This is a genomic window from Curtobacterium sp. Curtsp22 (assembly GCF_059492135.1).
Map to the genome: position 1 here is coordinate 3,459,012 of NZ_CP168519.1, position 26,686 is coordinate 3,485,697.

General features: G+C 72.5%; 26 protein-coding genes and 1 riboswitch. Of the genes, 16 read left to right on the forward strand and 10 right to left on the reverse strand.

Features of this window, described 5'->3' with window-relative positions; genetic code table 11:
- Positions 1-29 precede the first annotated feature (29 nt).
- A complete protein-coding gene (locus ACEN8D_RS16795; protein WP_229086308.1) occupies positions 30-839 on the forward strand; it encodes a DJ-1/PfpI family protein in 810 nt (269 codons plus the stop codon).
- Between the two features lies 1 nt (position 840).
- On the opposite strand, the gene ACEN8D_RS16800 is transcribed toward ACEN8D_RS16795, so the two are convergent.
- Both ACEN8D_RS16800 and ACEN8D_RS16805 read right to left on the reverse strand, forming a co-directional pair.
- Positions 841-1,311, reverse strand: a complete 471-nt coding sequence (locus ACEN8D_RS16800) for a GNAT family N-acetyltransferase (RefSeq protein WP_413399415.1) — start codon at positions 1,309-1,311, stop codon at positions 841-843.
- Positions 1,308-2,069, reverse strand: coding sequence for a LysR family transcriptional regulator substrate-binding protein (locus ACEN8D_RS16805; protein WP_413399414.1), 762 nt, complete (start codon positions 2,067-2,069; stop codon positions 1,308-1,310). The genes ACEN8D_RS16800 and ACEN8D_RS16805 overlap by 4 nt, the downstream gene beginning before the upstream one ends.
- Before the next feature lie 33 nt (positions 2,070-2,102).
- Between ACEN8D_RS16805 and ACEN8D_RS16810 the strand changes: the two genes are divergently transcribed.
- Together ACEN8D_RS16810 and ACEN8D_RS16815 are read left to right on the forward strand one after the other, a co-directional pair.
- Positions 2,103-2,492 (forward strand): DUF5997 family protein, encoded by a 390-nt coding sequence (locus ACEN8D_RS16810; protein ID WP_070418322.1) that lies wholly within the window; start codon positions 2,103-2,105, stop codon positions 2,490-2,492.
- Between the two features lie 37 nt (positions 2,493-2,529).
- Positions 2,530-3,036 (forward strand): hypothetical protein, encoded by a 507-nt coding sequence (locus tag ACEN8D_RS16815; protein ID WP_071296394.1) that lies wholly within the window; start codon positions 2,530-2,532, stop codon positions 3,034-3,036.
- On the opposite strand, the gene ACEN8D_RS16820 is transcribed toward ACEN8D_RS16815, so the two are convergent.
- Positions 3,037-3,447 carry a phage holin family protein gene (locus tag ACEN8D_RS16820; protein WP_413399413.1) on the reverse strand — a complete coding sequence of 137 codons (411 nt, stop codon included), beginning with the start codon at positions 3,445-3,447 and terminating at the stop codon, positions 3,037-3,039.
- A 316-nt stretch (positions 3,448-3,763) separates the two neighbouring features.
- Positions 3,764-5,239 carry an MFS transporter gene (locus ACEN8D_RS16825; RefSeq protein WP_413399332.1) on the reverse strand — a complete coding sequence of 492 codons (1,476 nt, stop codon included), beginning with the start codon at positions 5,237-5,239 and terminating at the stop codon, positions 3,764-3,766.
- A gap of 110 nt (positions 5,240-5,349) precedes the next feature.
- Between ACEN8D_RS16825 and ACEN8D_RS16830 the strand changes: the two genes are divergently transcribed.
- Together ACEN8D_RS16830 and ACEN8D_RS16835 are read left to right on the forward strand one after the other, a co-directional pair.
- Positions 5,350-5,916, forward strand: a complete 567-nt coding sequence (locus ACEN8D_RS16830; protein ID WP_071296392.1) for a TetR/AcrR family transcriptional regulator — start codon at positions 5,350-5,352, stop codon at positions 5,914-5,916.
- Between the two features lie 9 nt (positions 5,917-5,925).
- Positions 5,926-6,453: an Lrp/AsnC family transcriptional regulator gene (locus tag ACEN8D_RS16835; protein WP_070418327.1), complete on the forward strand. Its 528-nt coding sequence runs from the start codon at positions 5,926-5,928 to the stop codon at positions 6,451-6,453.
- A 1-nt stretch (position 6,454) separates the two neighbouring features.
- On the opposite strand, the gene ACEN8D_RS16840 is transcribed toward ACEN8D_RS16835, so the two are convergent.
- Positions 6,455-6,886, reverse strand: coding sequence for a GNAT family N-acetyltransferase (locus tag ACEN8D_RS16840; RefSeq protein ID WP_070418328.1), 432 nt, complete (start codon positions 6,884-6,886; stop codon positions 6,455-6,457).
- Between the two features lie 111 nt (positions 6,887-6,997).
- Here ACEN8D_RS16840 and ACEN8D_RS16845 point away from each other — a divergent pair, with 111 nt between their 5' ends.
- From ACEN8D_RS16845 to ribH, 7 genes are all read left to right on the forward strand, one after another.
- On the forward strand, positions 6,998-8,344 hold the full coding sequence (locus ACEN8D_RS16845; protein ID WP_495601077.1) for a hypothetical protein: 1,347 nt from the start codon (positions 6,998-7,000) through the stop codon (positions 8,342-8,344).
- Positions 8,345-8,434: 90 nt separating this feature from the next.
- The gene (locus tag ACEN8D_RS16850; RefSeq protein WP_495601078.1) at positions 8,435-10,264 is read left to right on the forward strand and encodes a beta strand repeat-containing protein; all 1,830 of its coding nucleotides are present in this window, start codon (positions 8,435-8,437) and stop codon (positions 10,262-10,264) included.
- Positions 10,265-10,437: 173 nt separating this feature from the next.
- Entirely contained in the window at positions 10,438-11,751 is a 1,314-nt protein-coding gene (locus tag ACEN8D_RS16855) for an alpha/beta hydrolase (RefSeq protein ID WP_413399859.1), read from the forward strand.
- Positions 11,748-14,171, forward strand: a complete 2,424-nt coding sequence (locus ACEN8D_RS16860) for a bifunctional lysylphosphatidylglycerol flippase/synthetase MprF (protein ID WP_413461637.1) — start codon at positions 11,748-11,750, stop codon at positions 14,169-14,171. The genes ACEN8D_RS16855 and ACEN8D_RS16860 overlap by 4 nt, the downstream gene beginning before the upstream one ends.
- A 197-nt stretch (positions 14,172-14,368) precedes the next feature.
- A riboswitch (FMN riboswitch) is annotated at positions 14,369-14,503 on the forward strand.
- 91 nt (positions 14,504-14,594) lie between these two features.
- The gene (locus tag ACEN8D_RS16865) at positions 14,595-15,296 is read left to right on the forward strand and encodes a riboflavin synthase (protein WP_413399330.1); all 702 of its coding nucleotides are present in this window, start codon (positions 14,595-14,597) and stop codon (positions 15,294-15,296) included.
- Positions 15,296-16,012 (forward strand): 3,4-dihydroxy-2-butanone-4-phosphate synthase, encoded by a 717-nt coding sequence (ribB, locus tag ACEN8D_RS16870; RefSeq protein ID WP_092386299.1) that lies wholly within the window; start codon positions 15,296-15,298, stop codon positions 16,010-16,012. The genes ACEN8D_RS16865 and ribB overlap by 1 nt, the downstream gene beginning before the upstream one ends.
- Positions 16,009-16,488 (forward strand): 6,7-dimethyl-8-ribityllumazine synthase, encoded by a 480-nt coding sequence (ribH, locus tag ACEN8D_RS16875; protein WP_413461638.1) that lies wholly within the window; start codon positions 16,009-16,011, stop codon positions 16,486-16,488. Before ribB ends, ribH begins: the two co-directional genes overlap by 4 nt.
- Before the next feature lie 181 nt (positions 16,489-16,669).
- Here the strand turns inward: ribH and ACEN8D_RS16880 are convergent, their stop codons facing one another.
- From ACEN8D_RS16880 to ACEN8D_RS16900, 5 genes are all read right to left on the reverse strand, one after another.
- Entirely contained in the window at positions 16,670-16,840 is a 171-nt protein-coding gene (locus ACEN8D_RS16880; protein WP_156794867.1) for a hypothetical protein, read from the reverse strand.
- Between the two features lie 66 nt (positions 16,841-16,906).
- Positions 16,907-17,455 carry a TetR/AcrR family transcriptional regulator gene (locus tag ACEN8D_RS16885; protein WP_070418334.1) on the reverse strand — a complete coding sequence of 183 codons (549 nt, stop codon included), beginning with the start codon at positions 17,453-17,455 and terminating at the stop codon, positions 16,907-16,909.
- 182 nt (positions 17,456-17,637) lie between these two features.
- Complete coding sequence (locus tag ACEN8D_RS16890; protein ID WP_083295259.1) at positions 17,638-18,561, reverse strand: carbohydrate ABC transporter permease; 924 nt, start codon at positions 18,559-18,561, stop codon at positions 17,638-17,640.
- The gene (locus ACEN8D_RS16895) at positions 18,558-19,598 is read right to left on the reverse strand and encodes a carbohydrate ABC transporter permease (protein ID WP_413399490.1); all 1,041 of its coding nucleotides are present in this window, start codon (positions 19,596-19,598) and stop codon (positions 18,558-18,560) included. The genes ACEN8D_RS16890 and ACEN8D_RS16895 overlap by 4 nt, the downstream gene beginning before the upstream one ends.
- Positions 19,595-20,896: an ABC transporter substrate-binding protein gene (locus tag ACEN8D_RS16900; RefSeq protein ID WP_070418335.1), complete on the reverse strand. Its 1,302-nt coding sequence runs from the start codon at positions 20,894-20,896 to the stop codon at positions 19,595-19,597. The genes ACEN8D_RS16895 and ACEN8D_RS16900 overlap by 4 nt, the downstream gene beginning before the upstream one ends.
- Before the next feature lie 183 nt (positions 20,897-21,079).
- On the opposite strand from ACEN8D_RS16900, the gene ACEN8D_RS16905 reads away from it, so the two are divergent.
- The 4 genes from ACEN8D_RS16905 to ACEN8D_RS16920 all read left to right on the forward strand — a co-directional run bounded on the left by ACEN8D_RS16905 (position 21,080) and on the right by ACEN8D_RS16920 (position 26,649).
- Positions 21,080-23,140, forward strand: a complete 2,061-nt coding sequence (locus tag ACEN8D_RS16905) for an aldo/keto reductase (RefSeq protein WP_413461731.1) — start codon at positions 21,080-21,082, stop codon at positions 23,138-23,140.
- Positions 23,119-24,141 (forward strand): LacI family DNA-binding transcriptional regulator, encoded by a 1,023-nt coding sequence (locus ACEN8D_RS16910; RefSeq protein WP_071296384.1) that lies wholly within the window; start codon positions 23,119-23,121, stop codon positions 24,139-24,141. The genes ACEN8D_RS16905 and ACEN8D_RS16910 overlap by 22 nt, the downstream gene beginning before the upstream one ends.
- A gap of 220 nt (positions 24,142-24,361) precedes the next feature.
- Positions 24,362-25,885, forward strand: a complete 1,524-nt coding sequence (locus ACEN8D_RS16915; protein ID WP_413461623.1) for an MFS transporter — start codon at positions 24,362-24,364, stop codon at positions 25,883-25,885.
- A gap of 254 nt (positions 25,886-26,139) precedes the next feature.
- Entirely contained in the window at positions 26,140-26,649 is a 510-nt protein-coding gene (locus ACEN8D_RS16920; protein WP_070418339.1) for a flavin reductase family protein, read from the forward strand.
- The last annotated feature ends 37 nt before the right edge of the window (positions 26,650-26,686 follow it).

Here is a 26,686-nt window from a genome sequence, read left to right on the forward strand (position 1 = left end):
TGCCGACGGTGCAGGGCTAGGGTCGCGGCATGAGCTCCGAGAACCCGCGCGTCCGCCCCGTCCACCCGGTCGAGGCCGAGGTGGTGGAGGTGCCCCTCGACGCCGAGGTGCCGACGCCCGAGCCGTCCGACGACCCCGGTGCCGGCACCCCCGAGCACGACCCGGCCGAGATCCGGATCGCGTTCCTGTTGTTCCCCGGCCTGACGCAGCTCGACCTGACCGGGCCGGCGCAGGTGCTGTCCCGCGTCCCGGGGGCCCGCGTCGAGTACGTCGCGGCGACGCTCGACCCGGTACCGAGCGACTGCGGGCTGTCCCTCGTGCCGACCACGACCATCGCTGATGCCAGCCCGGCCGACGTGCTCGTCGTCCCCGGCGGCGACGGCGCCTTCGACGCGATGCTCGACCCCGCGGTGATCGCGTTCGTCCGGCGTGAGGCCGAGCGCGCCACCTGGGTGACCTCGGTGTGCACCGGCGCGTTCGTCATCGGCGCGGCGGGGTTGCTCGCCGGCAAGCGCGCGACGACGCACTGGGCATCGAAGCCGATGCTCGCGGCGTTCGGCGCGCAGCCGGTCGACGACCGTGTCGTGGACGACGGGGCCGTCGTCACCGCGGCCGGGGTGAGCGCCGGCATCGACATGGCGCTCTGGCTCGCGGCCGAGCTGGCCGGGCAGCCTGCAGCCGAGGCGATCCAGCTCCAGATCGAGTACGACCCGCAGCCCCCGTTCGACGCGGGTTCGGCGGTCCGGGCGGACACCCGGATCGTGACCGAGGCGCGTGCCGCAGCGGAAGCGGCACGTGGTGACCGGGTGGCGCGGGCGGCCGCGGCCGTGATGCGCTGAGTCAGTCGAGCGGGAGCTGCATCTGCGTCGCGGTGACGCCGTAGCCGAGTCGCTCGTAGAGGTCCTGCGCGCCCGTGTTGTACCCGAACACGTTCAGGCCGATGGTCCGGGCGCCGTTCGCGCGGGCGACCTCGTGCGCCTGCTCGAGCGCTCGGCGGGCGTGCCCCCTGCGTCGGTGCGGCTCGTCGATCTCGACGTCGAACACCCACCAGTCGGTGCTGCTCGGTGCGAACGGGCCGATCCAGAGGTACCCGACCACGGCGTCGGCGTCGTCGAGGACGTCCCAGACGAAGTGCTCGGGCAGCGGCGTTCCGTCGGGGAACCACTTGTCGAGGGACTGCTGCTTGTTCGCCTCGGCGCGCTCCCGCGTCTCGCCCGCCCGGATGCGTGACTCGACGTACTCCGCCAGCGTGCGGTCGATCCACCCGGGCAGTCGTTCGGCCGGCATCGCGACGAGGTGCGTGTCCGTCACCGGTTGCCCTTCGACCCGCGCTTCGGCTTGCCCTTCATGCCGCGCTGCACACGCCCGCGACCGGTCGAGTTCTTCCCGCCGCCGCTCTTGCCACCGGTGCCCTTGGTGGCGCCGCGCTTGGCGACCGTCTTCGCGTTCGACGGTGCGGCCTTGCCGCCGCCCTTCGCCGGACGCGACCCGTCCTTCGGGTCGGGAGCCGCGCCTCCTGGCTGGTCCTGGTCACCCCGCGAACTGTTCGCGGTGCGCCCGCGGACCACGCCGATGAACTCCTCGGTGGTCTCGGTGGCGTCCTCGGAACGCCAGACGAGCACGATCCGGGTGCCGGGCGAGCCCGCGAGCGTGCGGCTGACGAGCTCCTTGCGGCTCGCGGCACGGAAGAGGGACTGGGGGAGGACGGCCACGCCGACGTTCGCCTCGACCAGGTCGAGCGTTGCGTCGACGTCGTCCGGGACCGGCCCGGGCTCCACGACGTGCACGTCCGTCGCGGCGAGGTCGACCTCGGCGAGGTCCGCGAGCGGGGAGTCCTTCGGCATCGCCACGACGGCGGTCTCGGTCCAGAGCGGGATGGCGTTGTGCGCGTCCGACACGGGGACCCGGGCGAACACCATGTCGGCCTCGCCGGCGAGTGCGTCGTCGACCTCGTCCGCTCCGATCGGGCGGAGTCGGAGCTCGGTCGTGGGGAAGCGCTCGCGCCAGACGCGGGCCCACTTCGCGGGGGACACCCCCGGCACGAAGGCGATGGTGAGTGCCGCGGTCATGCAACCGAGCATAGGGGCCGTACCCTTGTGTCCATGGCGCAGGAACAGACCATGAAGCCCGAGACGGCCGCGAAGAAGCTCGGCATCCTGCTGGCGGCCGCCCCGGAGACCTTCCGGGACGCGCCGATCAGCCGGACCGCGTTCGACGAACTCCGCACGGAACCCCCGACCTGGCTCGAGGACCTCCGTCGAGACGGACCGCACCCGCGACCCGTCGTGGCGCAGAAGCTCGGCGTGTCGATCTCGGGGCTGACCCGTGCGGGCATCGACGAGCCGCTCACCACGGCGGAGATCAAGACGCTGCTCGAGCAGAAGCCCGAGTGGCTCGTCCGCGAGCGCGCGACGCAGGCCGCGGTGCACGCCGAGAACGCCCGCGTGAAGCAGGAGCGTGCCGCGAAGGCCGCGGGCCGCACCGAGGACTGACCCCGACCCGCACCACCCCGCCGCCCGAGGACACCCCGTGCACGAGACCGTCGCCGATGCCATGCTCGTCGTGCCGCAGTTCGCGTCGGTGTGCTGCATCGTGGGGGACCGGTACCGGCCTCGCCCTGGCGTGATCGTCCCCGCGGCGGTGATGCTCGTCGCGATGCTCATGCCCGTCGTGCACGCCGGAGCGGTGTGGACGCTCCTCGCCGCCACCGTGCTCCTCCTCCTCGCGCCGCTGCCCGTCATGCGGCGGCGCCGCGCCGACGGTCGCCGTGCCGAGCCGATGGACGTCCACCGGGCGCTGTCCGCGGTCGTGATGTCCGGGATGCTCCTGATGGGGCACGCCACGGGCATCGCCGACGGACACGCGGGCCACGGCATCGCCCTGACCGCGGTGCTCGGCGCCGGAGTGATCGGCTACGCCGCGTTCAGCGGGTGGCTGCTCCGCCACGAGTGGGCACGAGAAGATCGGCGTGCCGTCCGGAGCGGCGAGGTCTTCGCGATGACGGTCGCCGTCGTCGGCATGACGCTCGCGATGTAGTCAGCGGTTCGCCACGCGCTCCTGCACCTCGTGGATCGTGTCGGACGGCACCGGCGGCACACCCCGACGGATGCCGGCGATGCCGACGGCCGCGAGGACCGCGGTGACGACGCCGAACACGACGAGCGTGATGCCGGTCGCGGCCCAGAGCGGGAGCACGAGCGCGAGCAGCACCACCACGAACCCGGCGAGCAGGACGAGGGTCGTCAGCGCGAACGCCACCGCGACACCGGTGAGCACGAGGCCCGTCTTCGCACCGCTGACGCGGTCGCCGATCTCGCGTCGTGCGGAAGCGACCTCGTCGCGGACGGCGCGGAGCACCGGCTCGAGCGCCTTCTGCACGAGCCCGGCGGTGACGGTGTCACGGAAGGACGTCTTGCCGGTCGTGGTGTCGTCGTGGTCGGTGCTCATGGTGTCTCCTGTTCCTCGGGCGCGGTCGTCCGCACCCACCAGGGTGACGCGTCGGGGACGGGAGTCGTCACGTGTCCGACGCGCATGCTAGGCGGGTTCCCAGGACCCGCGGTGACGAGCAGGTTCCGTCCGGCGCGTGACCGTTCTGGTTCGCGGATGCCGGGGATCGCGAACCGGAACGGTCACGCGCCGAGAAGAACACGGGCTTCGGCGCGTCCGCCGCGGGGACGAGCGGGTGGCGCACTGGAGGCCCGGCTCGCGTCGACGACGCGGGCCGGGCCTCCGGAGACGGTCGGGTCTCCACCGCCGTGGTGCGCTAGGACGCGATCTCGTCGAGGTCGTCGATCCCGCGTGCGGCGGCAGCGGCCCGCCGCGCCCGCATCGACGGTGCCGCGACGGCGGCCAGGACCGCGAGGACGGCCACGCCCGTGCACGCCCAGAACCCGATCGTGAACGCGTCGTCGGTCGGCAGCCCCCGCGCGGTGGTGTGGGACGTGATCAGCGCCGCGATGACCGCGGTTCCGACGCTGGAGCCGATCGTGCGGACGACGGTGTTGGCGCTGATGGCCTCGCCGGTCTGGTTCGCGGGGACGCTCTCGATGATCGCGTTCGAGCACGCGGCGAGGGCGAGGCCGATGCCGATGCCCGTCAGGACGCCGGACACGACGACCTCGGCGATCGCGGCGTGCGAGATCGCGGGGATGAGGAACGCGGCGACGATGGCGACCCCACCGAGCAGCATCGGCGGCTTCGGGCCGACCTTGCGGACGAGGATGCCGGCGATCGGCCCGGCGATGATCATCATGACGACGGTCGGGAGCAGGAAGAGCCCTGCTTCGGTCACGTCCTTGCCGAACCCGTACCCGACGGCGGTCGGGAGCTGGAGGAGCGTCGGGACGAGGACGAACGTGCCGAACATCGCGAAGCCGAAGACGAGCGCGACCACGTGGGCCGTCCAGACGCCGCGGACCGCGAACAGCCGGACGTCGATGAGCGGTTCGGCGACGCGGAGCTCGACGAGCACGAAGGCGACGAGTGCGACCGCGCCGAGGATCAGCAGACCGACGGTCTTGCCGTCGCCCCAGCCCCAGGTCTCGCCCTCGCTGATCGCCAGCAGGATCGCGACCAGGGAGACCGCGAGCACACCGGTGCCGAGCATGTCCAGGCGACCGGGCTTCCGGACCGGGGACTCGGGCATGCCGAAGACCGCGCCGAGCAGAGCGATGACGACGAGCACGGCGGGGAGCCAGAACAGCCAGTGCCACGAGAGGTGTTCGACGATCGGGCCCGCGGCGACGATCCCGACGCCCGCGCCGATGCCGAAGATCGCCGACAGCAGGCCGATCGTGACGCTGACCTTCTCCTTCGGGAGCTCGTCGCGGACGATGCCGATCGACAGCGGCATCACGGCGCCGGCGGCGCCCTGGAGCGCGCGACCGACGATCAGCGTGCCGAGGTTCGGCGCGAGGGCGGCGAGGACGGCGCCGACGAGGAGGATCGACAGGACGACGATGAGCACCTTGCGTTTGCCGACCATGTCCCCGAGCCGTCCGAGGATCGGCGTGAGCACCGACGCCGAGAGCAGGTACGCCGTGAGCACCCAGCTCGTCGCGCTCGTGGAGGCGCCGAGGTCCTGTCCGATGGTCGACAGCGCCGGTGCGACGAGCGACTGCAGGACGGCGAAGGACAGGCCGCCGAGCGACAGGTAGACGATGATCGCCGTGCTGTTCGGTCGGCGCGCACCGGTGGTGGGGTGGGACCCGGTCCGCGGGGTGTCCATGGTCTCGGTCATCGTGCTCCGTACGCTTGGATGTAAACAGTTGCTGACTTGACGAGGGTACGCGGTTCGAGGCGGATGTCAACACTTGCTTACATCCGTCTCCGAACCGCTACGCTCGGAGCATGAGCAAGGACGCCGAGGCAACCCGCCGACTGCTCGTGCAGGCCGCGCGACGTCGGTTCGCCTTCGACGGCTACCGGGCCACCACCGTGCGCGACATCGCCGCGGACGCCGGCGTGAACGTCGCCCTGATCAACCGGTACTTCGTGTCGAAGGAGGGGCTCTTCCGGGAGTGTCTCGACCGCGTCGCCCGCGACCTCGGCGCCGAGGAGCGGCCCGTGCCGGACCTCGAGCGGTCCCTCGCCGGCATGATCGAGCACGCCGTCCGGTCCCCGACCGACGACGACTCGCTCCAGCTCATGCTGCTGCTGCGCTCCTCGGGGGACGACGGCGCGGACGCCATCCGCCGCGAGACACTGCGCCGCTACGCCGAACGACTCGCCGGGGCCGTCCACGACGAGGTCACCGACGACCTGCTCCTCCGCGCCGAGATCGCCCTGGCGGTGGTGCTCGGCATGACCATGCTCCGGACGTCCACGAAGGTCGAGCCGCTCGCGTCGGCCGACCACCAGGCGGTCTCGGACGCGCTCACCGGGGTCCTGCGGCAGCTCCTCGCCGGGCCGCGGTAGCGTCGAGCCGTGTCCGATCGCCACGTCCGTCGCCCCGATCCCGCGCCGCGCCTCGACGAGGTCGACGAGCGGATCCTCTGGACCCTCGCCGCCGACGCCCGGATCCCGAACAACCGCCTCGCCGCTGCGGTCGGCATCGCCCCGTCGACGTGCCTGACGCGCGTCCGTGCACTCGAGGACGCCGGGGTCATCCGTGGCTACCGGGCCGACGTGGACGTCGCACGGCTCGGCTTCGCGATCGAGGCGATGGTCTCGGTCCGGGTGCACGCCGCAGCGCGCCACGAGCTCCGCGACTTCGCGAAGCGGCTGCTCCGGGTGCCCGTCGTGCAGGACGTGTCGTTCCTGGCCGGCGACAAGGACTTCCTCGTGCACATCGCGTGCACGTCCACCGAGCAGCTCCGCGACTTCGTGGCCGACGAGCTCAGCGGCGATCCCTCGGTGGCGACGACGCAGACGAACATCGTGTTCGAACGGCTCGTCGCCGACCGGGCACAGCAGGGGCGGTCGTTCGACGAGCTCCGGCGCTGGCGGGCCTGACTCAGCGCGTGCGGGTCATCGGGAGGTGGGGGATCCCGTCCTCGTTGAAGTCCTCGCCCGAACGCACGAACCCGAACCGGGCGTACCACTGCTCGAGGTGCGCCTGGGCGTCGATCGCGATGCGCGGGGAGCGTGCCTCGGCGATCGCGGCCTCCATCAGCAGCGACGACAGCCCCTGCCCCCTGGCGGCCTTCGCCGTGGCGACGCGGCCGATGCGCTCGGTGCCGTCGTCCTCGCGGAGGAGCCGGAGCGTGGCGTCGACCGAGCCCTGCCCCGCCCAGAACTGCAGCGTGCCGGGCTCGAGGTCGCGCCCGTCGATGTCCGGGTAGGCGGCTGCCTGCTCGACCACGAACACGTCCTGCCGGAGTCGCAGGATCTCGTGCAGGGTGACGACGTCCAGGTTGCGCGTCGGGGCGTTGAAGATCGAGACCAAGACCGGCCTTTCCTGACGATTTCTTCCGGAACAGGGTGCGTTCCGGAACGGAGCGGCGTACATTGCCGGACAACCACTCTACGTGCGCAGCCGAGATCAGGAGGTGAGCGCATGGACCAGCCGTTGCGCGCACCCTGGCGCGCGATGATCCGGTACGTCGTGTTCGGCGTCGGCATCGCCGCTGCCCTCGTGCTGCTCTCGTTGGTGCTCGGCGCTCGTCCGGCCGCGGCGGCCCCCGCGCCCGCCCAGCAGACGCTGCAGACCCACCCGTCGCAGCAGCGCGGGCTGGTCGGCGGGGTCGTCGACGGCCTCGGCGACACCGTCCAGGGCGTCGCCGGTGGGGTCGGGCACGTCGTCGACGGCGTCGTCGCCCCGGTCCGGAAGGCCGTCGCCCCCGCCGCTCTGGCAGCCCCGGCCGCGCCCGCACCGAGCGCCCCGGCAGCGCACCCGGCACCCGCGGCCCCGGCGGCGCCGGCCCCCGCAGCTCCGGCACCGACCCACCCGTCGAGCGCCGCTCCGGCCCACACGCAGCCGTCGAGCGCCGCTCCGGCACCGTCCACACCGGCACCCGCCGCGCCCGCCCCGGCTGCACCTGCAGCACCGGCAGCGCAGCCCGCGACCGCCCCCGCGGCGGCACCCGCAGCGACCAGCGCGACCCCCGCAGCACCGCAGGCCGGACCGGCGGAGGCGAGCAGCGCCTCCAGGCCCGTCACCGGCACGGTCGCGACCGTCCTCCGTCCCGTCACCGGCGCCGTCCAGACCCTCACCGACGCTCGCCCCGTGACCACCGTCGTGCACTCGCTCGACCAGGTGGTCGGCGGCCTCCCGGTCGTCGGCACGGTCCTCGGCGACGACACCCTCGGCACCGTGACCGACCCGGTCAGCGGGCTGGTGGACGACACCCTCGGCGGCGTCGGCACGGTCGTCGGATCGGTGCCGGACGTGCTCACCGGCCTGCCGCCGACGGTCGGCGGCGTCCTGCCAGGAGGCACGGATCCCGTCGTCGGCCTCCCCACCGCTCCGGTGGGCGGCACGTCCACGGCCCCGGTCGCGTCGACACCGTCGCTCACGTCCCCGGGCGCTGCCAGCGCTGTCGCGCCGGCAACCGTGGCGCCGGGGAGCGCTGCCGAGCGGACGGACGCCGTCGCCACCGAGCGGGCCTCCGTGCTCGCCGGAGGTGGGAGCGCCGCCGCTGCACCGGGCGTGCAGGACGCGACGTTCGGCGGCCGGGCACTCCTCGTCCCCGAGGGCCACGGCGTCACGTTCGGCGGCCCCGCGGTCGGTTCCGCCACCGGTGCCCTCGGCGGCACCGCTGCCGGTTCCGGCGGGTCGGCAGCAGCCGTCGGCATCGTCGGTTCCGACGACCAGGTCTCCCTCGCCGCGGGGTCACGCGGCACCATCGCCGACGACGCGGTCCCCGCGTCCATCGTCGGCGAGCACGACGTCGCCCCTGACTGAGATCGGTGCGCCTGTCCGACACGGCAGGCACGCACCGCCGGCCGCCATCGCGGTCGGTCCACATCTCATCTCGATCAGGGAGCAACGATCATGAACAAGTACGTCTCGAGAGGGCTCTGGTTCGCCCTCTTCGTCGGCGGTCTGACGCTCGGGGGTGCGGTCGCGGCGAACGCGGCGACGACCTCCGGAGCGGACGGCACCGCCTCGGGCACACAGGTGGCGCCGTCGATCGACGCGCCGGTGTCCGCGACCGGCAACGCACTCGGGGTCCTCGGCGACGCGGTGTCGTCGATCACCCGGCCCGCAGCGCCCGCGGCCCCGGCCGCACCGTCGTCCTCGGCTCCGGCCGCGACACCGTCCACGTCGGGTGCCGACGGCATCGCCTCGGGGACGCAGGTCGTACCCGACGTCGCGGCGCCCGTGCAGGTCTCGGGCAACGCGATCGCGGTCGGTGGCGACGCCGCCGCGGCATCCGCACCGGCTCCGGCGGCTTCGGCTGCTCCGGCGGCACCTGCTGCTGCGCCTGCTGCGGCGCCGACGACCTCCGGGTCGGACGGCATCGCCTCGGGGACCCAGGTCGCCGGTGCGGTGACCGCGCCGGTCTCCGCCACGGGCAACGCGGTGGCGGTCGGCGGCGACGCCGTGTCCGCTGCCGCCACTCCTGCTGCGACGGCGCCCGCTGCCTCGACGCCTGCTGCTCCGGCTGCTGCGCCGACGACCTCCGGGTCGGACGGCACGGCCTCGGGCACGCAGGTCGCGCCCGTGGTGTCCGTGCCGGTGACGGTGTCGGGCAACGGTATCGGGCTGCTCGGTGACGGCGCCAGCTCGGGGTCGACGGCCCCGGCGACCGGCACCACGACGCCGGCCGCGGGTGGTTTGACCTCGGGGTCGGACGGCACGGCCTCGGGCACGCAGGTCGCGCCGGTGGTGTCCGTCCCGGTGACGGTGTCGGGCAACGGCATCGGGCTGCTCGGTGACGGTGCCAGCTCGGGGTCGACGGCCCCGGCGACCGGGACCACGACGCCGGCCGCGGGTGGTTCGACCTCGGGGTCGGACGGCACGGCCTCGGGCACGCAGGTCGCGCCGGTGGTGTCCGTCCCGGTGACGGTGTCGGGCAACGGCATCGGGCTGCTCGGTGACGGTGCCAGCTCGGGGTCGACGGCCCCGGCGACCGGCACCACGACGCCGGCCGCGGGTGGTTCGACCTCCGGTTCGGACGGCACGGCCTCGGGCACGCAGGTGTCCCCGGTGGTGTCGGTTCCGGTGACGATCGGTGGGAACGGCATCGGCCTCGTCGGTGACGGCACGAGCACCGGTTCCACGGCCCCGGCGACCGGGACCACGACCCCCACCACGGGCGGATCCACCTCGGGTGACGGGGGACTGCTCTCGGGCAGCCAGATCACACCCGTGATCAGCCTCCCGATCACCATCGGCGGCAACGGGATCGGCATCGTCGGCGACGGCACCAGCTCGACGACGACGCCCGGTGGCGGCACCACTCCCGGTAGCGGCACCGACCCGGGCGACGGCACGGACCCGGGCGACGGCACGGACCCGGGCGACGGCACCACCCCCGGCGACGGTACGGACCCCGGTGACGGCACCACCCCCGGTGACGGCACCGACCCCGGCGACGGGAACGGCGCCGGCGACGGCACCACGCCCGTCTCGGTGACCACCCCGGCCACTGGGGCCGGCGCGATCGTGGCGACCAGCGCCTCCCGGCCCGCGACGGTCGTCGCGACGACCGCCGGCGCCTCGACGGTCGTCCAGGCCGCCGTCCGCACGGTGGCTGCGTCGAGCAGCCAGCCGGCCCTCGCCTACACGGGAGCGTCCTCGCCGGTCGTCCCCGCCGGCATCGCCCTGCTGCTGCTCCTCGCCGGAGCGGGCACCCTGGTGCTGCGCAAGCGGCACTGACGTCCGACGGGCTCGAGGGGCACCGCGCCGCGGTGCCCCTCGCACCTGTGCCCAGCATCCGCCGTCCGCTGGACGAACGCCGAAGGCTCTCTGGGAGCCGACCATGGCGAACCTGTGCGGAGCAGAAGCGCCTCCGAGGCCGCCCGGCAGCAGGGCAGCGCCACGATGAGAGCGTGCTCCACGACCTCCTGCGCATCCCCATCACGGGCTCGACCGTCCTCGTCCCGGTCGACGTGCTCGCCGCCGTCCTCGTCGTGTGGGCGCTCCTCGCCCGGCCGCGGTCGCTCGGCCGCGTCCTCGTCCGGATCGCCGCCCTCGGCGTCGGTGCGGTCGCCGGGCTGGCGCTCGTCTGGTGGTTCGGCGACGTCCAGGACGCGTTCGGTGTCGCGTTCACCTCGGTGACCCGGATGTGGGTCGCCCTGGCGTGCGCCGGGATCCTGCTGCTGGTCGTGCTGCTCGTGCAGGGCGGCTGGACGGGCCGGGTGGTCGCCGGGGCCGCCGCCGCGAGCCTGCTGCTCGCAGCGGGTCTCGGCATCAACGTCGACTTCGGCTTCTACAAGAACGTCGAGCAGGCCATCGCCACGAACCCGTACAAGACGCGGACCCTGGCGGAACGGGATCCGGCGGTCGAGCGGCTCGTCGACCTGCACGACTGGCACGCCCCGGCGGACATGCCGAAGGAGGGCGAGACGTTCAGCGTGACGATCCCCGGCACGATCTCGCACTTCCACGCCCGGAAGGCCGTGGTGTGGCTCCCGCCGGCCGCGCAGGTCCGGAACGCCCCGGCGCTGCCCGTGCTCGTCGCACTCTCCGGGCAACCCGGCGAACCGGCCGACCTCTTCCAGACCGGCGACATCGGCCACTACCTTGACCGGTATGCAGCAGCGCACGACGGCCTCGCCCCGATCGTCGTCGCCCCGGACCAGCTCGGCGCCCCGAACCGCAACCCGATGTGCGTGGACTCCAGGCGGCTCGGGCGCAGCGAGACCTACGTCATGACGGACACCGTCGACTGGATCCGGAAGCACCTCGCGGTCGCCACGGCACCGACGGGCTGGGGCGTGGTCGGCTTCTCCGAGGGGGCCACCTGCGCGATGCAGTTCTCGTCTGCCCACCCCGACGTCTTCGGGTCCGCGCTGGCGATCTCGAGCGAGATCGCCCCGAAGAACGGCAGCCTGCAGCACACCATCGCCGTCGGCTTCGGCGGTTCCCGCTCCGCCTACGACGCCGCGACGCCGGTCGCCGAGATGCGCGCCCACGGCCGGTACGCCGACCACCTCGTCGTGTTCGGGGTGGGCGGGGACGACGCCCCGTACAAGGCGTCCACCGCCACGCTCCGTGCGGCGGCCGAGCGGGAGGGCATCGCCACGCAGCTGGTCGTCTCCCCGGGGTCGGCGCACGACTGGAACACCGTCCGCTACGTGCTCGCACACGGCCTCCCACCGCTGCTCGACCACCTCGGGCTCCCCGCGAGCGGACCGCTGTGAGCGGCGTCGCATCGGCAGTGGCGACGGTCCGCCGGGTCGTCGTCACCCGCCCGGTCACCACGGCGATCGTCGTGCTCGTGCTGGCGACCTCGACGCTCGCGTTCGTGCTCCGGGTGGAACACGGAGCGCACGCGACCGTGTTCGGTCCGTTCCGGGTCTTCGCGGCGTCGACCGGCGTGCTCGCCCTGCTGCTGACGCTCGCCGGGGTGGTCGTGCTCGTCGGGGCGTCGGAGCGGCTCATGGGGTCCTGGCGCACGGCACTGGCCTTCGTGGTCACGACCGTCGTCGGTACGGGCATCGCCGCGTTCGCCGTGCTCGTCGACCTCGACGGCAAGGGCGCCGTGCCGATGGTGCTCGGCCGGGCGACGAGCTTCGACCCCTGGACCGCCATCGTCGGCACGGTCGTCACCGCCAGCGCCTTCGCGGGGACGCTGTGGCGGCGGCGGATCCGGGTGAACGCCCTCGCCGTGGTCGCCGCCCTCCTGCTCTACGCCGGGCACGTCTCCGACCTGTCCGCCGTCCTCGCCGCGGCCGCCGGGTGGCTGCTCGGCGAACTCCTGCGCCGCACACCGAAGCGGCAGGGCTGGGTGCGCAGCTCGCACCGCGAGATCCGGGTGCTGCTCGGCACCGCGGTGCTGGTGTCCGCCGTCGGCCCCGTCATCGCGCTGGTCTCCCGCGCGCGGGTGGGGCTCCTCGCACCGATCGCCGCGGTCGTCGGCGCCGGCCCCGTCACCCCGGTGCGGGGCTGCCGTGCGGACGCGGTCGCGGGGGAGTGCCTCCGCGGGCTCCTGTCCTTCCGTGCGACCGACCCGTGGACCCTCGTGCTCGCCGTCGCGCCCCTGCTCGTGCTCGTCGTCGGCGGACTCGGGCTCTTCCGCGGCAGTCGCTTCGCGGTGTGGCTCGTGGTCGCCGTCGACACGGTGACGGCGATCGCCGCCGCGATCACCTACGGCCTCGTCCCGGGGCGCATCGTCGCACAGCACGGCCTCGAGGACCAGTTCGTCACCGACGTGTCCATCGTCGCGTCGATCGTCGTCCCGCTCGGGACCGCGGTCGTCCTCGTCGTGCTGCGGCGGTCCTTCACGGTGCTCACCAGCCGCCGCCGCGTCGTCGCCTTCGCGGTCACCGTCGGTGCGGCCGCGGTCGGCATCGTCGTCGTGGTGCTGGTCGTCGCCGCGTCCTCGGCGCACCACGTCGAGGACCCCCTGCGGCTGGCGCTCGCCGCCCTGGGCCCGCTCGCACCGGTGAGCTTCTGGGACCGGCTCCCGTCGCTCGACCACGCGCTCCGGCTCGTGCTCGGGCTGAGCGGACCGGTGCTCTGGCTGGTCGTGGCGATCGCCGCCGTCCGGCCGACCGGTGCCGTCGAACCCGACACCGACGCCGACGCTGCACACGCCGACCGCGAGCGCGCCCGCGCCCTGCTCGTCGCCGGTGGCGGGGACGCGTTCGGCTGGATGACGACCTGGCAGGGCAACGCCTACTGGTTCGCCGAGGACGGTCGCGCCGGCGTCGCCTTCCGCCGCAACGGCCGCGTCGCGGTGACGGTCGGCGGGCCCTTCGGCTGGCCCGACGCCCGCACGGCGGCGATGACCGCGTTCGCCCGGTGGTGCGACGACAACGGCTGGACGGCGGTCTTCTACGGCATCGGCGCGGAGACCGCCGGGGTGCTCACCGCGCAGGGCTGGGCGACGCTCCCGGTGGCCGAGGACGCCGACTTCGACCCCCGGACGTGGACGACGAGCGGGAAGAAGAAGCAGGACGTCCGGACCTCGGTGAACAAGGCGGCGCGCGAGGGCCTCACCGCGACCTGGTCGAGCTGGCAGCAGCTTCCCGCGTCCACCACCCGGCAGATCGAGGCGATCTCCGAGGAGTGGGTCGCCGAGCGCGAGCTGCCCGAGATGGGGTTCACCCTCGGCGGGGTCGACGAGATGCGCGACCCCGCGGTGCGCACCCTCGTCGCGCAGGACCCCGAGGGCACGGTGCTCGCGGTCACCAGCTGGTTGCCGGGGTACCGGGACGGCCGGGTCGTCGCCTGGACGCTCGACGTCATGCGACGCACGCCCGCGGCACCGAACGGCGTGATGGAGTTCCTCGTCGCGAGTGCGGCCGACCGGATGCGCGAGGACGGCGTCGAGCGACTCAGCCTGTCCGCGGCCCCGCTCGCGCAGGCCGCCGAGGGCCCGCAGGCGAACGACGGCGTGCAGAGCTTGCTGGACCTGGTCGGCGGGATCCTCGAGCCGGTGTACGGGTTCCGGTCGCTGCTGCGCTTCAAGCAGAAGTTCGGCCCCGAGCTGCACCCGCTGGTGCTCGCCTACCCGGACCCGGTCGCGCTGCCGGCGATCGGGATCGCGGTGGTGCGCGCGTACCTGCCGGACCTGTCGCTCCGGCAGGCGGTGGCGTTGGCACGCGGGCGCGGCTGAGCAGACGGACCGACGGACGGTTCGGGAGGCGCGGCGCACCTCCGCCCCGCGGCCGGCGGGACCGGGTGGCGGACGCGGGTCGCGGGGTCGACCGCACCGCGCCTCCCGGACCGCAGCGCGGTCACGCGACGTCCGGTTACGCCCACGGAACCGGCGCAACGTGTCCGTCACCTGGGTGGGGTATCGTTCCCGGTACGCAAGCGCTCCGGGGTCGGTGCAAGTCCGAACCGGTGGTGACAGTCCACGAACTGATGACGGGTGCGAACCCGGCAGAGGTTGACCCGGTGGAACTCCGGGACCGACGGTGAAAGTCCGGATGGGAGGCGCGCTGGCGGACGAGACGTCCCACGATCCGTGGGTGCGACCCGTCCGTCGATGCCGACGATCGTCGAACGCCCCCGGAGTCCCGTTGAGAGGACACCAGTGTTCACCGGCATCATCGAGGAACTCGGCACCGTCACCGCCGTCGAGCAGCACGGCGACTCCGTCGCGCTCACCGTCCGCGGGCCCGTCGTCGTGCAGGACGCCCGGCACGGCGACTCCATCGCGACGAGCGGCGTCTGCCTGACCGTCGTCGAGCAGACCCCGGAGACCTTCACGGCCTTCGTCATGAAGCAGACGCTCGACATGAGCGCGCACGGGTCGCTCGCGGTCGGCGACCGGCTCAACCTCGAACGCGCGGCCTCGGTCGGCGACCGGCTCGGCGGGCACATCGTCCAGGGCCACGTCGACGGCACCGCCACCGTGCTCGAGACCGCGGACGGCGACGGCTGGCGGCGCGTCCGGTTCTCGCTCGCGCCGGACCTCAGCCCCCTGGTCGTCGACAAGGGCTCGATCGCGATCGACGGCGTCTCGCTGACGGTCAGCGCCGTGTCCTCCGAGGAGACCCCGGCCGCGGACGCCTGGTTCGAGGTGAGCCTCATCCCCGAGACGCTCGAGGCCACCACGCTCGGCGCCCGCGTGCCGGGGGACCGGGTGAACATCGAGACCGACGTCCTGGCCCGGCACGTCCGGCGGATGCTGCGGCTCGACGCCGCGGTGCGGCCGCTCGAGGGCGATGCGCGTCCGCTCGAGGGCGACGCGCGTCCGCTCGCGGGTGCCACGCTCGGCCAGGAGGCACGGTGATGGTCGCCGGGGCACGTCCCGCCGCGCAGGCGGGTGCCTCCGGTGCGGTCGTCCCGGGATCGCTCGGGTTGTCGAGCGTCGACGAGGCCATCGCCGCCATCGCCGCCGGCCGCCCGGTGATCGTCGCCGACGACGAGGACCGCGAGAACGAGGGCGACGTCATCCTCTCCGCCGAACTCGCCACCCCCGAGTGGATCGCCTGGACGGTGGCGCACTCGTCGGGGTTCATCTGCGCACCGGTGAGCGTCGAGATCGCCGACGCACTCGACCTCCCGCCGATGGTCGCCCACAACGAGGACGTCCGCGGGACGGCCTACACCGTGACCGTCGACGCCGCCGTCGGGGTCACCACCGGCATCAGCGCCCACGACCGAGCGCACACGTTGCGGGTCCTCGCCGACCCGGCGTCCGTGCGCGACGACCTGCACCGGCCCGGACACGTCGTGCCCCTGCGGGCCCGTCCGGGCGGGGTCCGCGAGCGTGCGGGCCACACCGAAGCCGCGATCGACCTGGTCACCGCCGCAGGGCTCCGGCCCGCTGCGGCGATCTGCGAGATCGTCGACGAGGACGGCGGCATGATGCGTCTGCCGGGACTCCTCGGACTCGGGGCACGCGCCGGCGTGCCCGTCATCACCATCGCCGCGCTCGCCGAGTGGCTCGACGCGGCAGACCGGGCAGCGGCGGAGTCCGCGCCCACGGAAGGAACGGCACGATGAGCGGAGCAGGCGCGGCGGACCGCGACCACGTCGACGGCAGCGGCATCCGGGTGGCGATCGTCGCCGGGCAGTGGCACGACGAGATCGCCGGGGGCCTCCTCGCCGGGGCGCAGCGCGAGGTCGAGCGGCTCGGGGCCACGGCGGAGGTCATCCCCGTCCCCGGGAGCTTCGAGCTGCCCGTGGTCGCGAAGGCCGCGCTCGAGGCCGGGTTCGACGCGGCGGTCGCCCTCGGCGTGATCATCCGCGGTGGGACACCGCACTTCGAGTACGTCTCGGACGCGGCGACGAGCGGCCTCACCCGGGTCGCGATCGACGCCGGCAAGCCCGTCGGGTTCGGGGTGCTCACGCTGGACGACGAGCGGCAGGGCCTCGACCGTGCCGGGCTGCCCGGTTCGAAGGAGGACAAGGGAGCCGAGGCCGTGCACGCCGCCGTGTCGACCGTGGTGACCCTGCGCCGGCTGCGCGTGCTCGCGTAGGCGACCCGCGCCTCCTGGCCCGCCTGGCCCGCTGCGCGTCAGCGCGTCCGCGCGTCGCTGCTGCGCTCGCACAACCGAAGTCACCCCGCGCCACGCGATCACGTGGTGCGGGGTGACTTCCGTTGTGCGAACGGCCCCGCACCTCTTCGGGTGCGGGGCCGTTCGTGTGCGGTGGTGCTGACTACCGCTTGCCGAACACGTGGATCGGCAGGAAGAAGGAGAGGCACATGAGCACGAGACCGCCCATGAAGATGAACGCCTGACCCGAGCTCACCTGGAACGCGAAGCCGAACAGGTACATCGAAACCAGCAGCAGCAGGATCGAGAAAACAGCGGCGATGACGCGGCCCACAGTGGTACCTCCGGAATCAGGCGGGTGGATCGGACCCAGTCTATCCCCAGGAGCGACGAACTCGGTTCACGCGCCGGGGCGGGTGGCGATCAGCCGGTCGACCACGGCGAGGAGCGGTTCCATGTCGACCGAGGCGCGGTCCGGTCGGACCTCGCTGGCTGCGCCGAGGGACGCCGCGTGGTACAGCCCGTCGCCCATGAGCTTGATCGCCTGCGCCGTGGGGACGTCCCCGAGCGAGTCGACGAGCGTGGCCAGCCAGGCGTTCTCGGTCTCGTCGAGGGTGCGGCCCGCCTCTTCGTAGCCGGCCTGCTGCAGCCGGCTCGCCGCGAGGAGGGCGAGGTCGAGCTCGCTGCCCACGAACTGGCAGTTCCGCACGAAGTAGCGGGCGGCGCCGTCCTCGGCGTCACGCATGCGCTCGACGTCGATGGCGGAGAGGTCGGACAGGCGCTCGCAGAGTCCCTCGACCAGGGCGGCCTTCGAGCCGAAGTGGTAGAGCAGTCCGCCCTTGGACACCCCGGCCCGAGCAGCCACGGCGTCGAGGGTCGCCGGACGCTCTCCTTCCTCGCACACGATGGCGACGAAGCTGTCCAGGACACGATCGCGGGCGCTTGCCATGCCGGAAGTCTGCCATGGGACGCGGGCGTGCCGCGTCCGGCGGGCGCAGCGCAGGCGCGGAGCGGGCGCTGTGCCGAGGACACGGCGGGCGCAGCGCAGGCGCGGAGCGGGCGCTGTGCCGACGACACAGCGGGCGCAGCGCAGGCGCCGTGGGCCATCCTCCACGGCGCCTGCGGGTCCGGTCAGCCCTTCAGCGCCCCCGCCGCGATGTTCGCGATGAAGTGCCTCGAGCCGATGATGAACACCCCGATGAGCGGGAACACGCTGATCACGGCGCCGGCCATCACCGAGCCGAGGTCGGTCGCGTTCACCGAGCTGAGCGAGGCGAGTGCCACCTGGAGCGTCTGCCCCTTCGGGTCGATCAGCACGATCAACGGCCACACGTAGTCGTTCCACGCCGTGATGAAGGTGAAGATGCCGAGGAACGCGAGTCCGCCGCGGAGCATCGGGACCGCGATCGACCACCAGGTCCGGAAGAACCCGGCGCCGTCCACGCGCGCGGAGTCGATGACCTCGTTCGGGATCGACCCGGTGGCGAACTGCCGCAGGAGGAAGATGCCGAACGCGTTCGCCGCCCCGGGGACGATGAGCGCCTGGAGTCCACCGATCCACCCGAGGTGCGCCATGAGCACGAAGCTCGGCACGAGCGACAGGCTGCCGGGGACGAGGAACGTCGCCAGCATGACGGTGAACAGCGAGCGCTTGAACGGGAACTCGTACTTGGCGAAGGCGAACGCGGCCAGCGAGTCGAACAGCATGACCAGGACCGCGGTGCCGCCGGCGACGATGACGGTGTTGCCGAGCGCCCGCAGCATGTCGACGCTGCTGAACACCGTGGCGAGGTTCTGCATGGTGTGGTCGCTGAACCACAGCGACGGCGGGTAGCCGAATATCTGCGCGTTCGACGACGTCGACATGACGAGCAGCCAGTAGAACGGGAAGATCGACAGCACGACGCCGACGATGAGGCACAGGTGCGTGACGAGCCGTCCGACCCAGCCGTGCCTGAACCCCCGGCGGTGGTCGTCGGGCCCGTCGGTGACGGCGTTCGGCCGTCCGAGGGCGGCGGCGGTGTTCGTGGTGCGGGGTGCGGTGTCGGCGCTCATGCGCGGGGTCCCTTCGCGCTGGTCGTGACGGTGCGCGGGGTACGCAGTCGCCGTGGGGTCTTGAGCCCGTCGCGCTCGCTGAGCAGTCGCCAGTTGATGATCGCGAAGACCACGGAGAAGAAGAACAGCACCCAGGCGATCGCCGAGCCGTACCCGAAGTCGAACTGGTTGAACGCCTGGTCGTACTGGTAGAGCACGATCGTCATGCCGGCCTCGTCGGGGCCACCGACCGCCTGCCCGTTGAACAGGATCTGCGGCTCGGTGAAGAGCCCGAGGCCACCGATGGTCGACGTGATGACGGTGAACAGGATGACCGGCCGCAGCATCGGGATCGTGATCCGCGTGAAGATCTGCCAGGTGTTCGCGCCGTCCACCTTCGCCGCGTCGTACAGCTCGGTCGAGATCGACTGCAGGCCGGCGAGGTAGATGATCGCGTTGTACCCGGTCCAGCGCCAGATGACCATGACCGCGATCGTGACCTTGATGCCCCAGTACGACGAGAGCCAGCCGACCGGGTCGGCACCGACGGCTCGGAGCGCGGCGTTGACGAGCCCGAACCCGTCCGAGAACACCGAGCCGAACACGATGGCCATCGCGACCATGCTCGTCACGTTCGGGATGAAGAACGCGACCCGGTAGAAGCCCTTCGCCCGGATGTTGCCGTGCAACAGGAACGCGAGCACGAGGGCGAGGAACAGCATCGGGATGGTCGAGATGATCCAGATGATGAAGGTGTTCGAGACGGCGTTCCAGAACCGCGGGTCGGTCAGCAGGTACTGGTACTGCGCGAGGCCGACGAACGCGGGGGAGCCGACGCCGTCCCAGTCGGTGAACGACAGCACGATCGAGAAGACGATCGGGAACAGCCCGAACACGAGGAACAGCACGTAGAACGGCGCGATCGCCACGTACTGCGGCCAGAACCGGCGGAGGCTGAAGCGGTGCCCGGTCGCCGCGGTGGAGATCGACGCGGTGGGGGCGCCCCCGACGACGGGGTTCGCGGTGGTGGCGGTCTTCTCGCGGATCGGCGCGCTCATGCCGACACCCCGCGCTTCGCCAGGACGCGGTCGGTCTGGTCGATGGCGTCCTGCCAGGCGCGCTCCGGGTCCTTGCCGCCGGACTCCACGTTCGTGATCTCGGTCGCGAAGGCGCCGATGAACCGCTCCGAGTTCGAGATGTACGTCACGGGGACCTCCGGTGCGGCCTTGCTGAAGAAGTCGAGCGGGTTCTGGTCCCCGAAGAAGTCGCCGGGGTTGCGCATGATGCCGTTCTCGAACGACGCGGGTGTCGACGGGAAGAGCTGGATGTCGTTGTAGGTGTGGGACTGCACGTCCGCGCCGGTGATCCACTTGGCGAACGCCACCGCGGCCTCCGGGTTCTTCGACGTCTTGGGCACGGCCAGGAACGAGCCGCCGCTGTTGCCCGGTCGCTCGGGCTGCCGGGCGATCCGCCACTTCCCGGACAGGTCCGGAGCCGTGTCGTGGATGATCTGCGTCCACCACGCCCCCTCGATCTGCCCAGCGACCCGACCCGCGACCCACCCGGCGTTCTGGTCGGTCCCGGACTGCAGGTTCCCGGTGATCCCGGCGTGGATCGACTCGACCGCGTTCTCCCAGGCCTTCCGGATCGAGCTGTCGTCGTCGTGGTAGAGCGGCTGGTCGTCACGGTCGAAGTACCGCGTGGGGCTCGCGGAGACGAACTGGTTGAAGAGCTGCGTCGCGGTGATGATCGTCGCGGCACCGGTCTTCTGCTTGATCTGCTTGCCGAAGGTCCGGAAGTCCGCCCAGGTCTGGATCGCCGCGCTCACCTCGTCCGGGTCGGTGGGGAGGTCGGCCTTCTGCAGGACGTCCTGGTTGTAGAAGAAGCCGGTGGGGCCGGTGTCGACGGGCCAGAAGCACTGCCGCCCGGACGGGGTTCGGCCGAGCGAGAGCTTCCAGTCGTAGTAGGCGGACTTCTCGGTGGCGGAGGGATCGAAGTCGGTGAAGAGGTCCTCGTCGGGGAAGTAGAGCCAGCAGTTCGAGTTCACCATGAGGACGTCGGGGATGAACGCGTTCCCGGCGAGGGCGGTCCGGAACTTGGTGTCGTACGACGCACCGCCGATGAGGTCCGGCCGCAGCCGCATCGGTTCGTGGCCGCTGATGCCCCCGGCCGCCTGCTTCAGGAACTTCGGGTCGAGGGACCGGTTCCAGTACCAGAGGACGAGTTCGTCCGGGTCCTTGGAGATCGCGGTACCGGTGGAACACCCGGCGAGGAGGGCCGTGGTGGCGAGTGCGCCGAGGGCGCCTGCGCCGGCGAGGAACCCCCGCCGGCTGAGACTGTGCGTTGCTGCTGTCACTGGTGTGCCTGCTCTCGTCGTTGAGATGCGGAACCGATGAGCGCTCGACCGTGAACGCTCACGAAGTGGTCAGAGCATGCCCCGGCCGACACGCCGTGTCAAGCATCTGCATCGTTGCAGGTGCGGAGACGGACGGGTACGGTCGTCGGGACCGTGAAGGTTCACGACACGATAGGGATCCGCATGTCAGCGCAGACCGCGACCACCGCCAGCAGCACCTCCTCGACGGGGCACGACACCCCCGGCTGGGCCGTCCTCGGCCCCGGTGGGATCGCCCGCCGCTTCCTCTCCCAGCTGCCCTCGAGCGGCGTCGGGGCCACCCTCGTCGCGGCCGGCAGCTCGTCGGCGGAGCGAGCGGGAGCGTTCGCTGCCGAGGCGGCCGAGCACGGGTTCGCCGACGTCGCCGCGGCCACCTACGACGAGGTGCTCGCCGACCCGCGCGTCGACGCCGTCTACGTCTCGACGGTCCACACCGGGCACGCGGCGCTCGTCCTCGCGGCGCTCGCGGCGGGCAAGGCGGTCCTCTGCGAGAAGCCGCTCTCGCCGAACCACGGCACGTCCATGGCGCTCGCCGACGCCGCACGCCAGGCCGGCCTGCCCCTCGTCGAGGCGTACATGTACCGCTTCCACCCGCAGACCGCGGCCCTGCTCGACCTCGTCCGGCAGGGTGCGATCGGTACCGTCACGCACGTCGACGCCTCGTTCGCGTTCCGGGCGGGCAGCCGGTCCGGCCGGCTCTTCGACGTCGACACGGCCGGCGGCGGGATCCTCGACGTGGGCGGCTACCCGGTGACCATGACGGCCGCGATCGTGCAGGCCGTGACCGGCGTGGCCGTCGCCGAGCCCACCGAGCTCACCGCCACCGGGACCGTCGGCCCGACCGGCGTCGACGAGTGGACGGTGGCACAGCTCAGCTACACCGGCGGGATCACCGCGAACCTCCGCACGGGCGTCCGCGTGCAGGACGACAACGCCGTGGTCGTCCACGGCACCACGGGGAAGATCACGCTCACCGACCCGTGGACCCTCGGCGACGACCCCACGATCGAGATCAGCACGGTGGACGAGGACCCGCGCACGCTGTCCTTCGCCGGCGCGCACCCCTACGCCCTCGAGGCCGACGCCACCACGGCGGCCCTCGCGGCCGGTCGTGTCGACGCCCCCGAGTTCACCCTCGACGAGTCGCTCGCCACCGCGCGGACGCTCGACAAGTGGCGTGCCGCGATCGGTCTGCGCTTCCCGTTCGAGGCCGAGACCGCCGACATCCCGACCGTCAGCGGCCGACCCCTCACGGTCGCCGCGCACGAGCCGGACCGAGCCGACAACCCGATGCGCTACGGCGAGGTCGCGGGTGTCGGCAAGCGCATGTCCCGACTGGTGATGGGCGTCGACAACCAGCCCGACCTCGCGCACGCGAGCGCGATCTTCGACCTGTTCGTGGAGCAGGGCGGCAACGTGTTCGACACCGGCTACATCTACGGCGGGGGCGTGCTCGAGGGCCGGCTCGGCAAGTGGATCCAGAACCGCGGCGTCCGCGAGGACGTGGTCGTGATCACCAAGGGCGCGCACACGCCGTACTGCGACCCGGAGTCCCTCACCCGGCAGCTGCTCGAGAGCCTCGAGCGCCAGGGCACCGACTACGCGGACATCTACATGATGCACCGCGACAACACGGACATCCCGGTGGGGGAGTTCGTCGACGTCCTCGACGAGCACCGTCGTGCCGGCCGCATCCGCGTGTACGGCGGCTCGAACTGGACCCCTGCCCGGTTCGACGAGGCGAACGCCTACGCCCGCGCGAACGGCAAGCACGAGTTCGAGGTGCTGAGCAACCACTTCGGGCTGGCCGAGGCGTACGACGTGCCGTGGGCCGGCTGCGAGCACGCCACCGACGCGGCGTCGAAGCAGTGGCTCGAGGAGCGCCAGGTGCCCCTGCTGCCCTGGTCCTCGCAGGCGCGTGGGTTCTTCACCGGCCGGGCCAAGCCGGAGGACACGAGCGACGCCGAACTCGTGCGCTGCTACTACAGCGACGAGAACTTCGAGCGGCTGCGCCGTGCGTCGGAGCTCGGCGAGCGGTTCGGCGTCCCCGCGACGGCGATCGCCCTGGCCTACGTGCTGCACCAGCCGTTCCCGACGTTCCCGCTCTTCGGACCGCGTACGATCGCGGAAGCCCGGTCGTCCATGACCGGCCTCTCCGTCGACCTCACTCCGGAACAGGTGGCATGGCTGGACCTCCGCGACTGACCGAACCCGTTCCCGCACCCGGCGGCCGGGCGACGATCATCGACGTCGCCGCGGCCGCCGGGGTGTCCCGACAGACCGTCACCCGGGCGATGAACGGCATGTCCGGCATCAGCGCGGCGACGAAGGAACGGGTCCTCGCCGCCGCGGAGCGCCTCGACTACCGGCCGTCGCGCTTCGGTCGCGGGCTCGTCACGGGTGGCGACCACCAGCTCGGCCTCGTCGTGAACGACCTGCGCAACCCCTACACGCCGCAGCTGGCCTCGGCCGTCTTCCGACTCGCCGCCGAGCAGGGCTGGAACGTCATGCTCGCCGACGTCGACCTCGCGAGCGACGCCGACCGGATGGTGCAGGCGCTCGGGTCGCAGACGGACGTCGTCATCGGGTACCTCGGCTCCCGTCGCGACCGGTGGCGCGAGCTCCTCGGCACCGTGCCGATGGTCGAGCTCGACCCGTACTCGGAGCCACCGACCGCAGCCGTCTGGATCGACCCCGCCGACGCGATCGAGGTCCTCGCCGACCACCTCGTCGCCACCGGGGTCCGGCACCCGGTCGTGCTCGACAACTCCTCGCCGGAGCACACGAGTGTCCGCGGCATCCTCATGATGGACGCCCTCCAGCGGCGCGGGTACCTGCCCGAGCTCGTGCACGCCGAGCACGGCACGGCGGAGTGCGGCGCCGAGGAGACGACACGGATCCTCCGGCGACGCCGACGGCAGGACGCGATCCTCGCCTTCAACGACGTGATGGCGCTCGGTGTCCTGCAGGCCTGTCGGCGGGCGGGCGTCGACGTCCCGCGGGAGCTCCGGGTCGTCGGCGTCGACGGCCTGCCGCTGGGCTCGCTCGTCTCGCCGACGCTCACCACGTTGGCGGTGGACCTCGACGAGGTCGCGCGTGAGGCGCTCGACCTCGCCCTCGGCATGCTCGCCGGCGAGCTGCCGCGGCAGGGTGACGCGGTGCAGCGCACGGTGCGGCACCGCCTGCTCCTGCGCGAGTCGGCCTGACGACGCGGCCCACGAGAGAGCGCGACCGGACGACGGACGGGAGGCGCGGTGCGGGCCCGCACCGCGCCTCCCGTGCGTCTTCAGTTGCATTTGCAACCATTACCGTCCAGACGGTACACTAACGGAGTCCTGACGGGATGCGTGCACACCCCGCGTCCCGTCCGGTCCGTTCGTCAGTTCCGCCGTCGACCTGGTCCGGCTCGAAGTCCCTGGAGTCACCGTGTCCGCCCTGCTCACCAGCCCGATCCCCACTGCCGCCACCGGCAGCCGCGCCCGCCGGTTCGCCGCCCTCGCGGTGCTCATGCTGCCCGTCCTCCTCATCTCGGTGGACAACACCGTCCTGAGCTTCGCGCTGCCGTCGATCTCGCGCGCGCTGAACCCGGACGCCACCACGCAGCTCTGGATCGTCGACGCGTACCCGCTCGTCCTCGCCGGCCTCCTCGTCGTGATGGGCAGCATCGGTGACCGCATCGGCCGCCGTCGGATCCTCGTCGTCGGTGCCACCGGCTTCGCGCTCTTCTCCGTCGCCGCGGCCTTCGCCACCGACGCCTGGATGCTCGTCGCCGCACGGATCGTCATGGGCGTGTTCGGCGCGATGCTCATGCCGGCGACCCTCTCGATCATCCGCAACGTCTTCGTCCACGCGGGGGAGCGGCGGATGGCGCTCGCCGTCTGGTCCACCATGTTCGCGGCGGGCAACGCCCTCGGGCCACTCGTCGGCGGCGTGCTGCTCGCGCACTCCCACTGGGGCGCGGTGTTCCTCGTCGCGGTGCCGATCCTCGTCGTGATGCTCGTCGCCGTGCCGTTCTGCGTTCCGGAGTCCCGCGACCCGAACCCGGGGCCGGTCGACGTGCCGAGCATGTTCCTGTCGCTGGGTGCCCTCGCCCCGATCGCGTGGGCGATCAAGTCCGTCGTGCACCCCGAGGGGCGCGGCTTCGCGATCGCGATGCTCGCCGTCGGCGTCCTGTGCGGCATCGCGTTCGTCCGTCGGCAGCTCCGCTCCCGGACCCCGATGCTCGACCTCCGGCTGTTCCGGAGCACCGCGTTCACCGGCAGCGTGCTCATGAACATGGCGGCGATGTTCTCGCTGACCGGGTTCCTGTTCTTCATCGCACAGCACCTGCAGCTCGTCGCCGGCCTCGACCCCTTCGCGTCCGGCATGGTGCTGGTGCCGGGGTCGGTCCTCACGATCGTGGCGGGGCTCGTCGTCGTGCCGATCGTCGCCCGGGTCGCTCCGCGCTGGGTCGTCGCCGTGTCGCTGCTGTTCTCGGCGGCCGCGTACGCGATGGTCGCGGTCCTCGGGCACCACGCCTCGATCGTGGCGCTGGCGTTCGCGTTCGTGCTGCTCGGGATCGGGATCGGCGCCTCGGAGACGGTGACGAACGACCTCATCATCTCGACGGCGCCGGCGGACAAGGCCGGTGCGGCGTCGGCGATGTCCGAGACGGCGTACGAGATCGGTGCCGTGCTGGGGACCGCGGTGCTCGGGACGATCCTGGCCACGGCCTACCGGGCGCACGTCGTGGTGCCGGACGGGCTGTCCTCGTCGGCGCACACCGCTGCCCAGGAGACCCTCGGCGGAGCGGTGTCGGCGGCGTCGTCCCTCGGCGGGTCGGCGGGGCAGGCGCTGCTTGAGTCGGCGCGGGCCGCGTTCGACTCCGGCGTCACGGTGACGGCGGGGGTGGCGGCGCTCCTGATGGTGGTCGCGGCCGCCGGTGCCGTCGTCATGCTCAAGCGCCGGTAGCCCCGCGCCGCGCCCGCGCCGCCGGGCGGCGCCGCTTGGTGAGCAGAAATGGTCGGGTCGCCGCGAGGGACCCGACCATTTCTGCTCACGAAGTCGCGCTCGCACCGCCGCACCCCGCGTCACACGGGGTCACACGGCACGCCCGGGATCGACCGAACCTGGGAATCGTTGACCTCAACCGTGGTTCAGGTCATACGTTGGGACATGGCCGCGGAGCCGCGGCCCTCCCCATCGAAGGAACGACCACGACTCCCATGCCCGACGCAGCACCGGCGAACATCGCGGACGCCTACAAGGCCGCCTTCCGGGGACACCCGGCCGGTGTCGCCGTCATCACCGCCGAAGGCCCCGACGGTCCGACCGGCCTCACCGCATCGAGCGTCGCGAGCGTGGCGATCGACCCGCCCGTGCTCGTGTTCTCGCTGTCCACGAACTCCGGGTCCGCCGGGGTCGTGCTCGGCGCCCCGATCTTCGTGGTGCACCTCGTCGACTCGCTCGGCGTCGCCCTCGCCCGTCGCTTCGCCTCCACCGGCAGCCCCGCGGCCGACGACCCGATCTGGGGCACCCTGCCGTCGGGTGACCGCTACCTGCCGAGTGCCGCGAGCGCCCTGCGCTGCCGGCCCCTCTCGACCACACCGATCGGCTCGTCGACCGTCGTCGTCGCCGAGGTCCTCGACATCGTCGTCGGCCTCGAGCGGGGCGAGCCGCTGGTCTACCACAACCGGGAATTCCACTCCCTCACCGATCGTTCCCGGCTCTCGTGAGCCGCGGAGCACCATCCGCACACCACTGATCGAAAGG

Bases quoted from the DNA above. Each gene is read 5' to 3' on its own strand.
- ACEN8D_RS16795 (WP_229086308.1), top strand. From the start codon at position 30: ATGAGCTCCGAGAACCCGCGCGTCCGCCCCGTCCACCCGGTCGAGGCC.
- ACEN8D_RS16805 (WP_413399414.1), bottom strand. From the start codon at position 2,069: ATGACCGCGGCACTCACCATCGCCTTCGTGCCGGGGGTGTCCCCCGCG.
- ACEN8D_RS16810 (WP_070418322.1), top strand. From the start codon at position 2,103: ATGGCGCAGGAACAGACCATGAAGCCCGAGACGGCCGCGAAGAAGCTC.
- ACEN8D_RS16820 (WP_413399413.1), bottom strand. From the start codon at position 3,447: ATGAGCACCGACCACGACGACACCACGACCGGCAAGACGTCCTTCCGT.
- ACEN8D_RS16825 (WP_413399332.1), bottom strand. From the start codon at position 5,239: ATGACCGAGACCATGGACACCCCGCGGACCGGGTCCCACCCCACCACC.
- ACEN8D_RS16830 (WP_071296392.1), top strand. From the start codon at position 5,350: ATGAGCAAGGACGCCGAGGCAACCCGCCGACTGCTCGTGCAGGCCGCG.
- ACEN8D_RS16845 (WP_495601077.1), top strand. From the start codon at position 6,998: ATGGACCAGCCGTTGCGCGCACCCTGGCGCGCGATGATCCGGTACGTC.
- ACEN8D_RS16850 (WP_495601078.1), top strand. From the start codon at position 8,435: ATGAACAAGTACGTCTCGAGAGGGCTCTGGTTCGCCCTCTTCGTCGGC.
- ribB (WP_092386299.1), top strand. From the start codon at position 15,296: ATGGTCGCCGGGGCACGTCCCGCCGCGCAGGCGGGTGCCTCCGGTGCG.
- ribH (WP_413461638.1), top strand. From the start codon at position 16,009: ATGAGCGGAGCAGGCGCGGCGGACCGCGACCACGTCGACGGCAGCGGC.
- ACEN8D_RS16885 (WP_070418334.1), bottom strand. From the start codon at position 17,455: ATGGCAAGCGCCCGCGATCGTGTCCTGGACAGCTTCGTCGCCATCGTG.
- ACEN8D_RS16890 (WP_083295259.1), bottom strand. From the start codon at position 18,561: ATGAGCGCCGACACCGCACCCCGCACCACGAACACCGCCGCCGCCCTC.
- ACEN8D_RS16895 (WP_413399490.1), bottom strand. From the start codon at position 19,598: ATGAGCGCGCCGATCCGCGAGAAGACCGCCACCACCGCGAACCCCGTC.
- ACEN8D_RS16905 (WP_413461731.1), top strand. From the start codon at position 21,080: ATGTCAGCGCAGACCGCGACCACCGCCAGCAGCACCTCCTCGACGGGG.
- ACEN8D_RS16910 (WP_071296384.1), top strand. From the start codon at position 23,119: ATGGCTGGACCTCCGCGACTGACCGAACCCGTTCCCGCACCCGGCGGC.
- ACEN8D_RS16920 (WP_070418339.1), top strand. From the start codon at position 26,140: ATGCCCGACGCAGCACCGGCGAACATCGCGGACGCCTACAAGGCCGCC.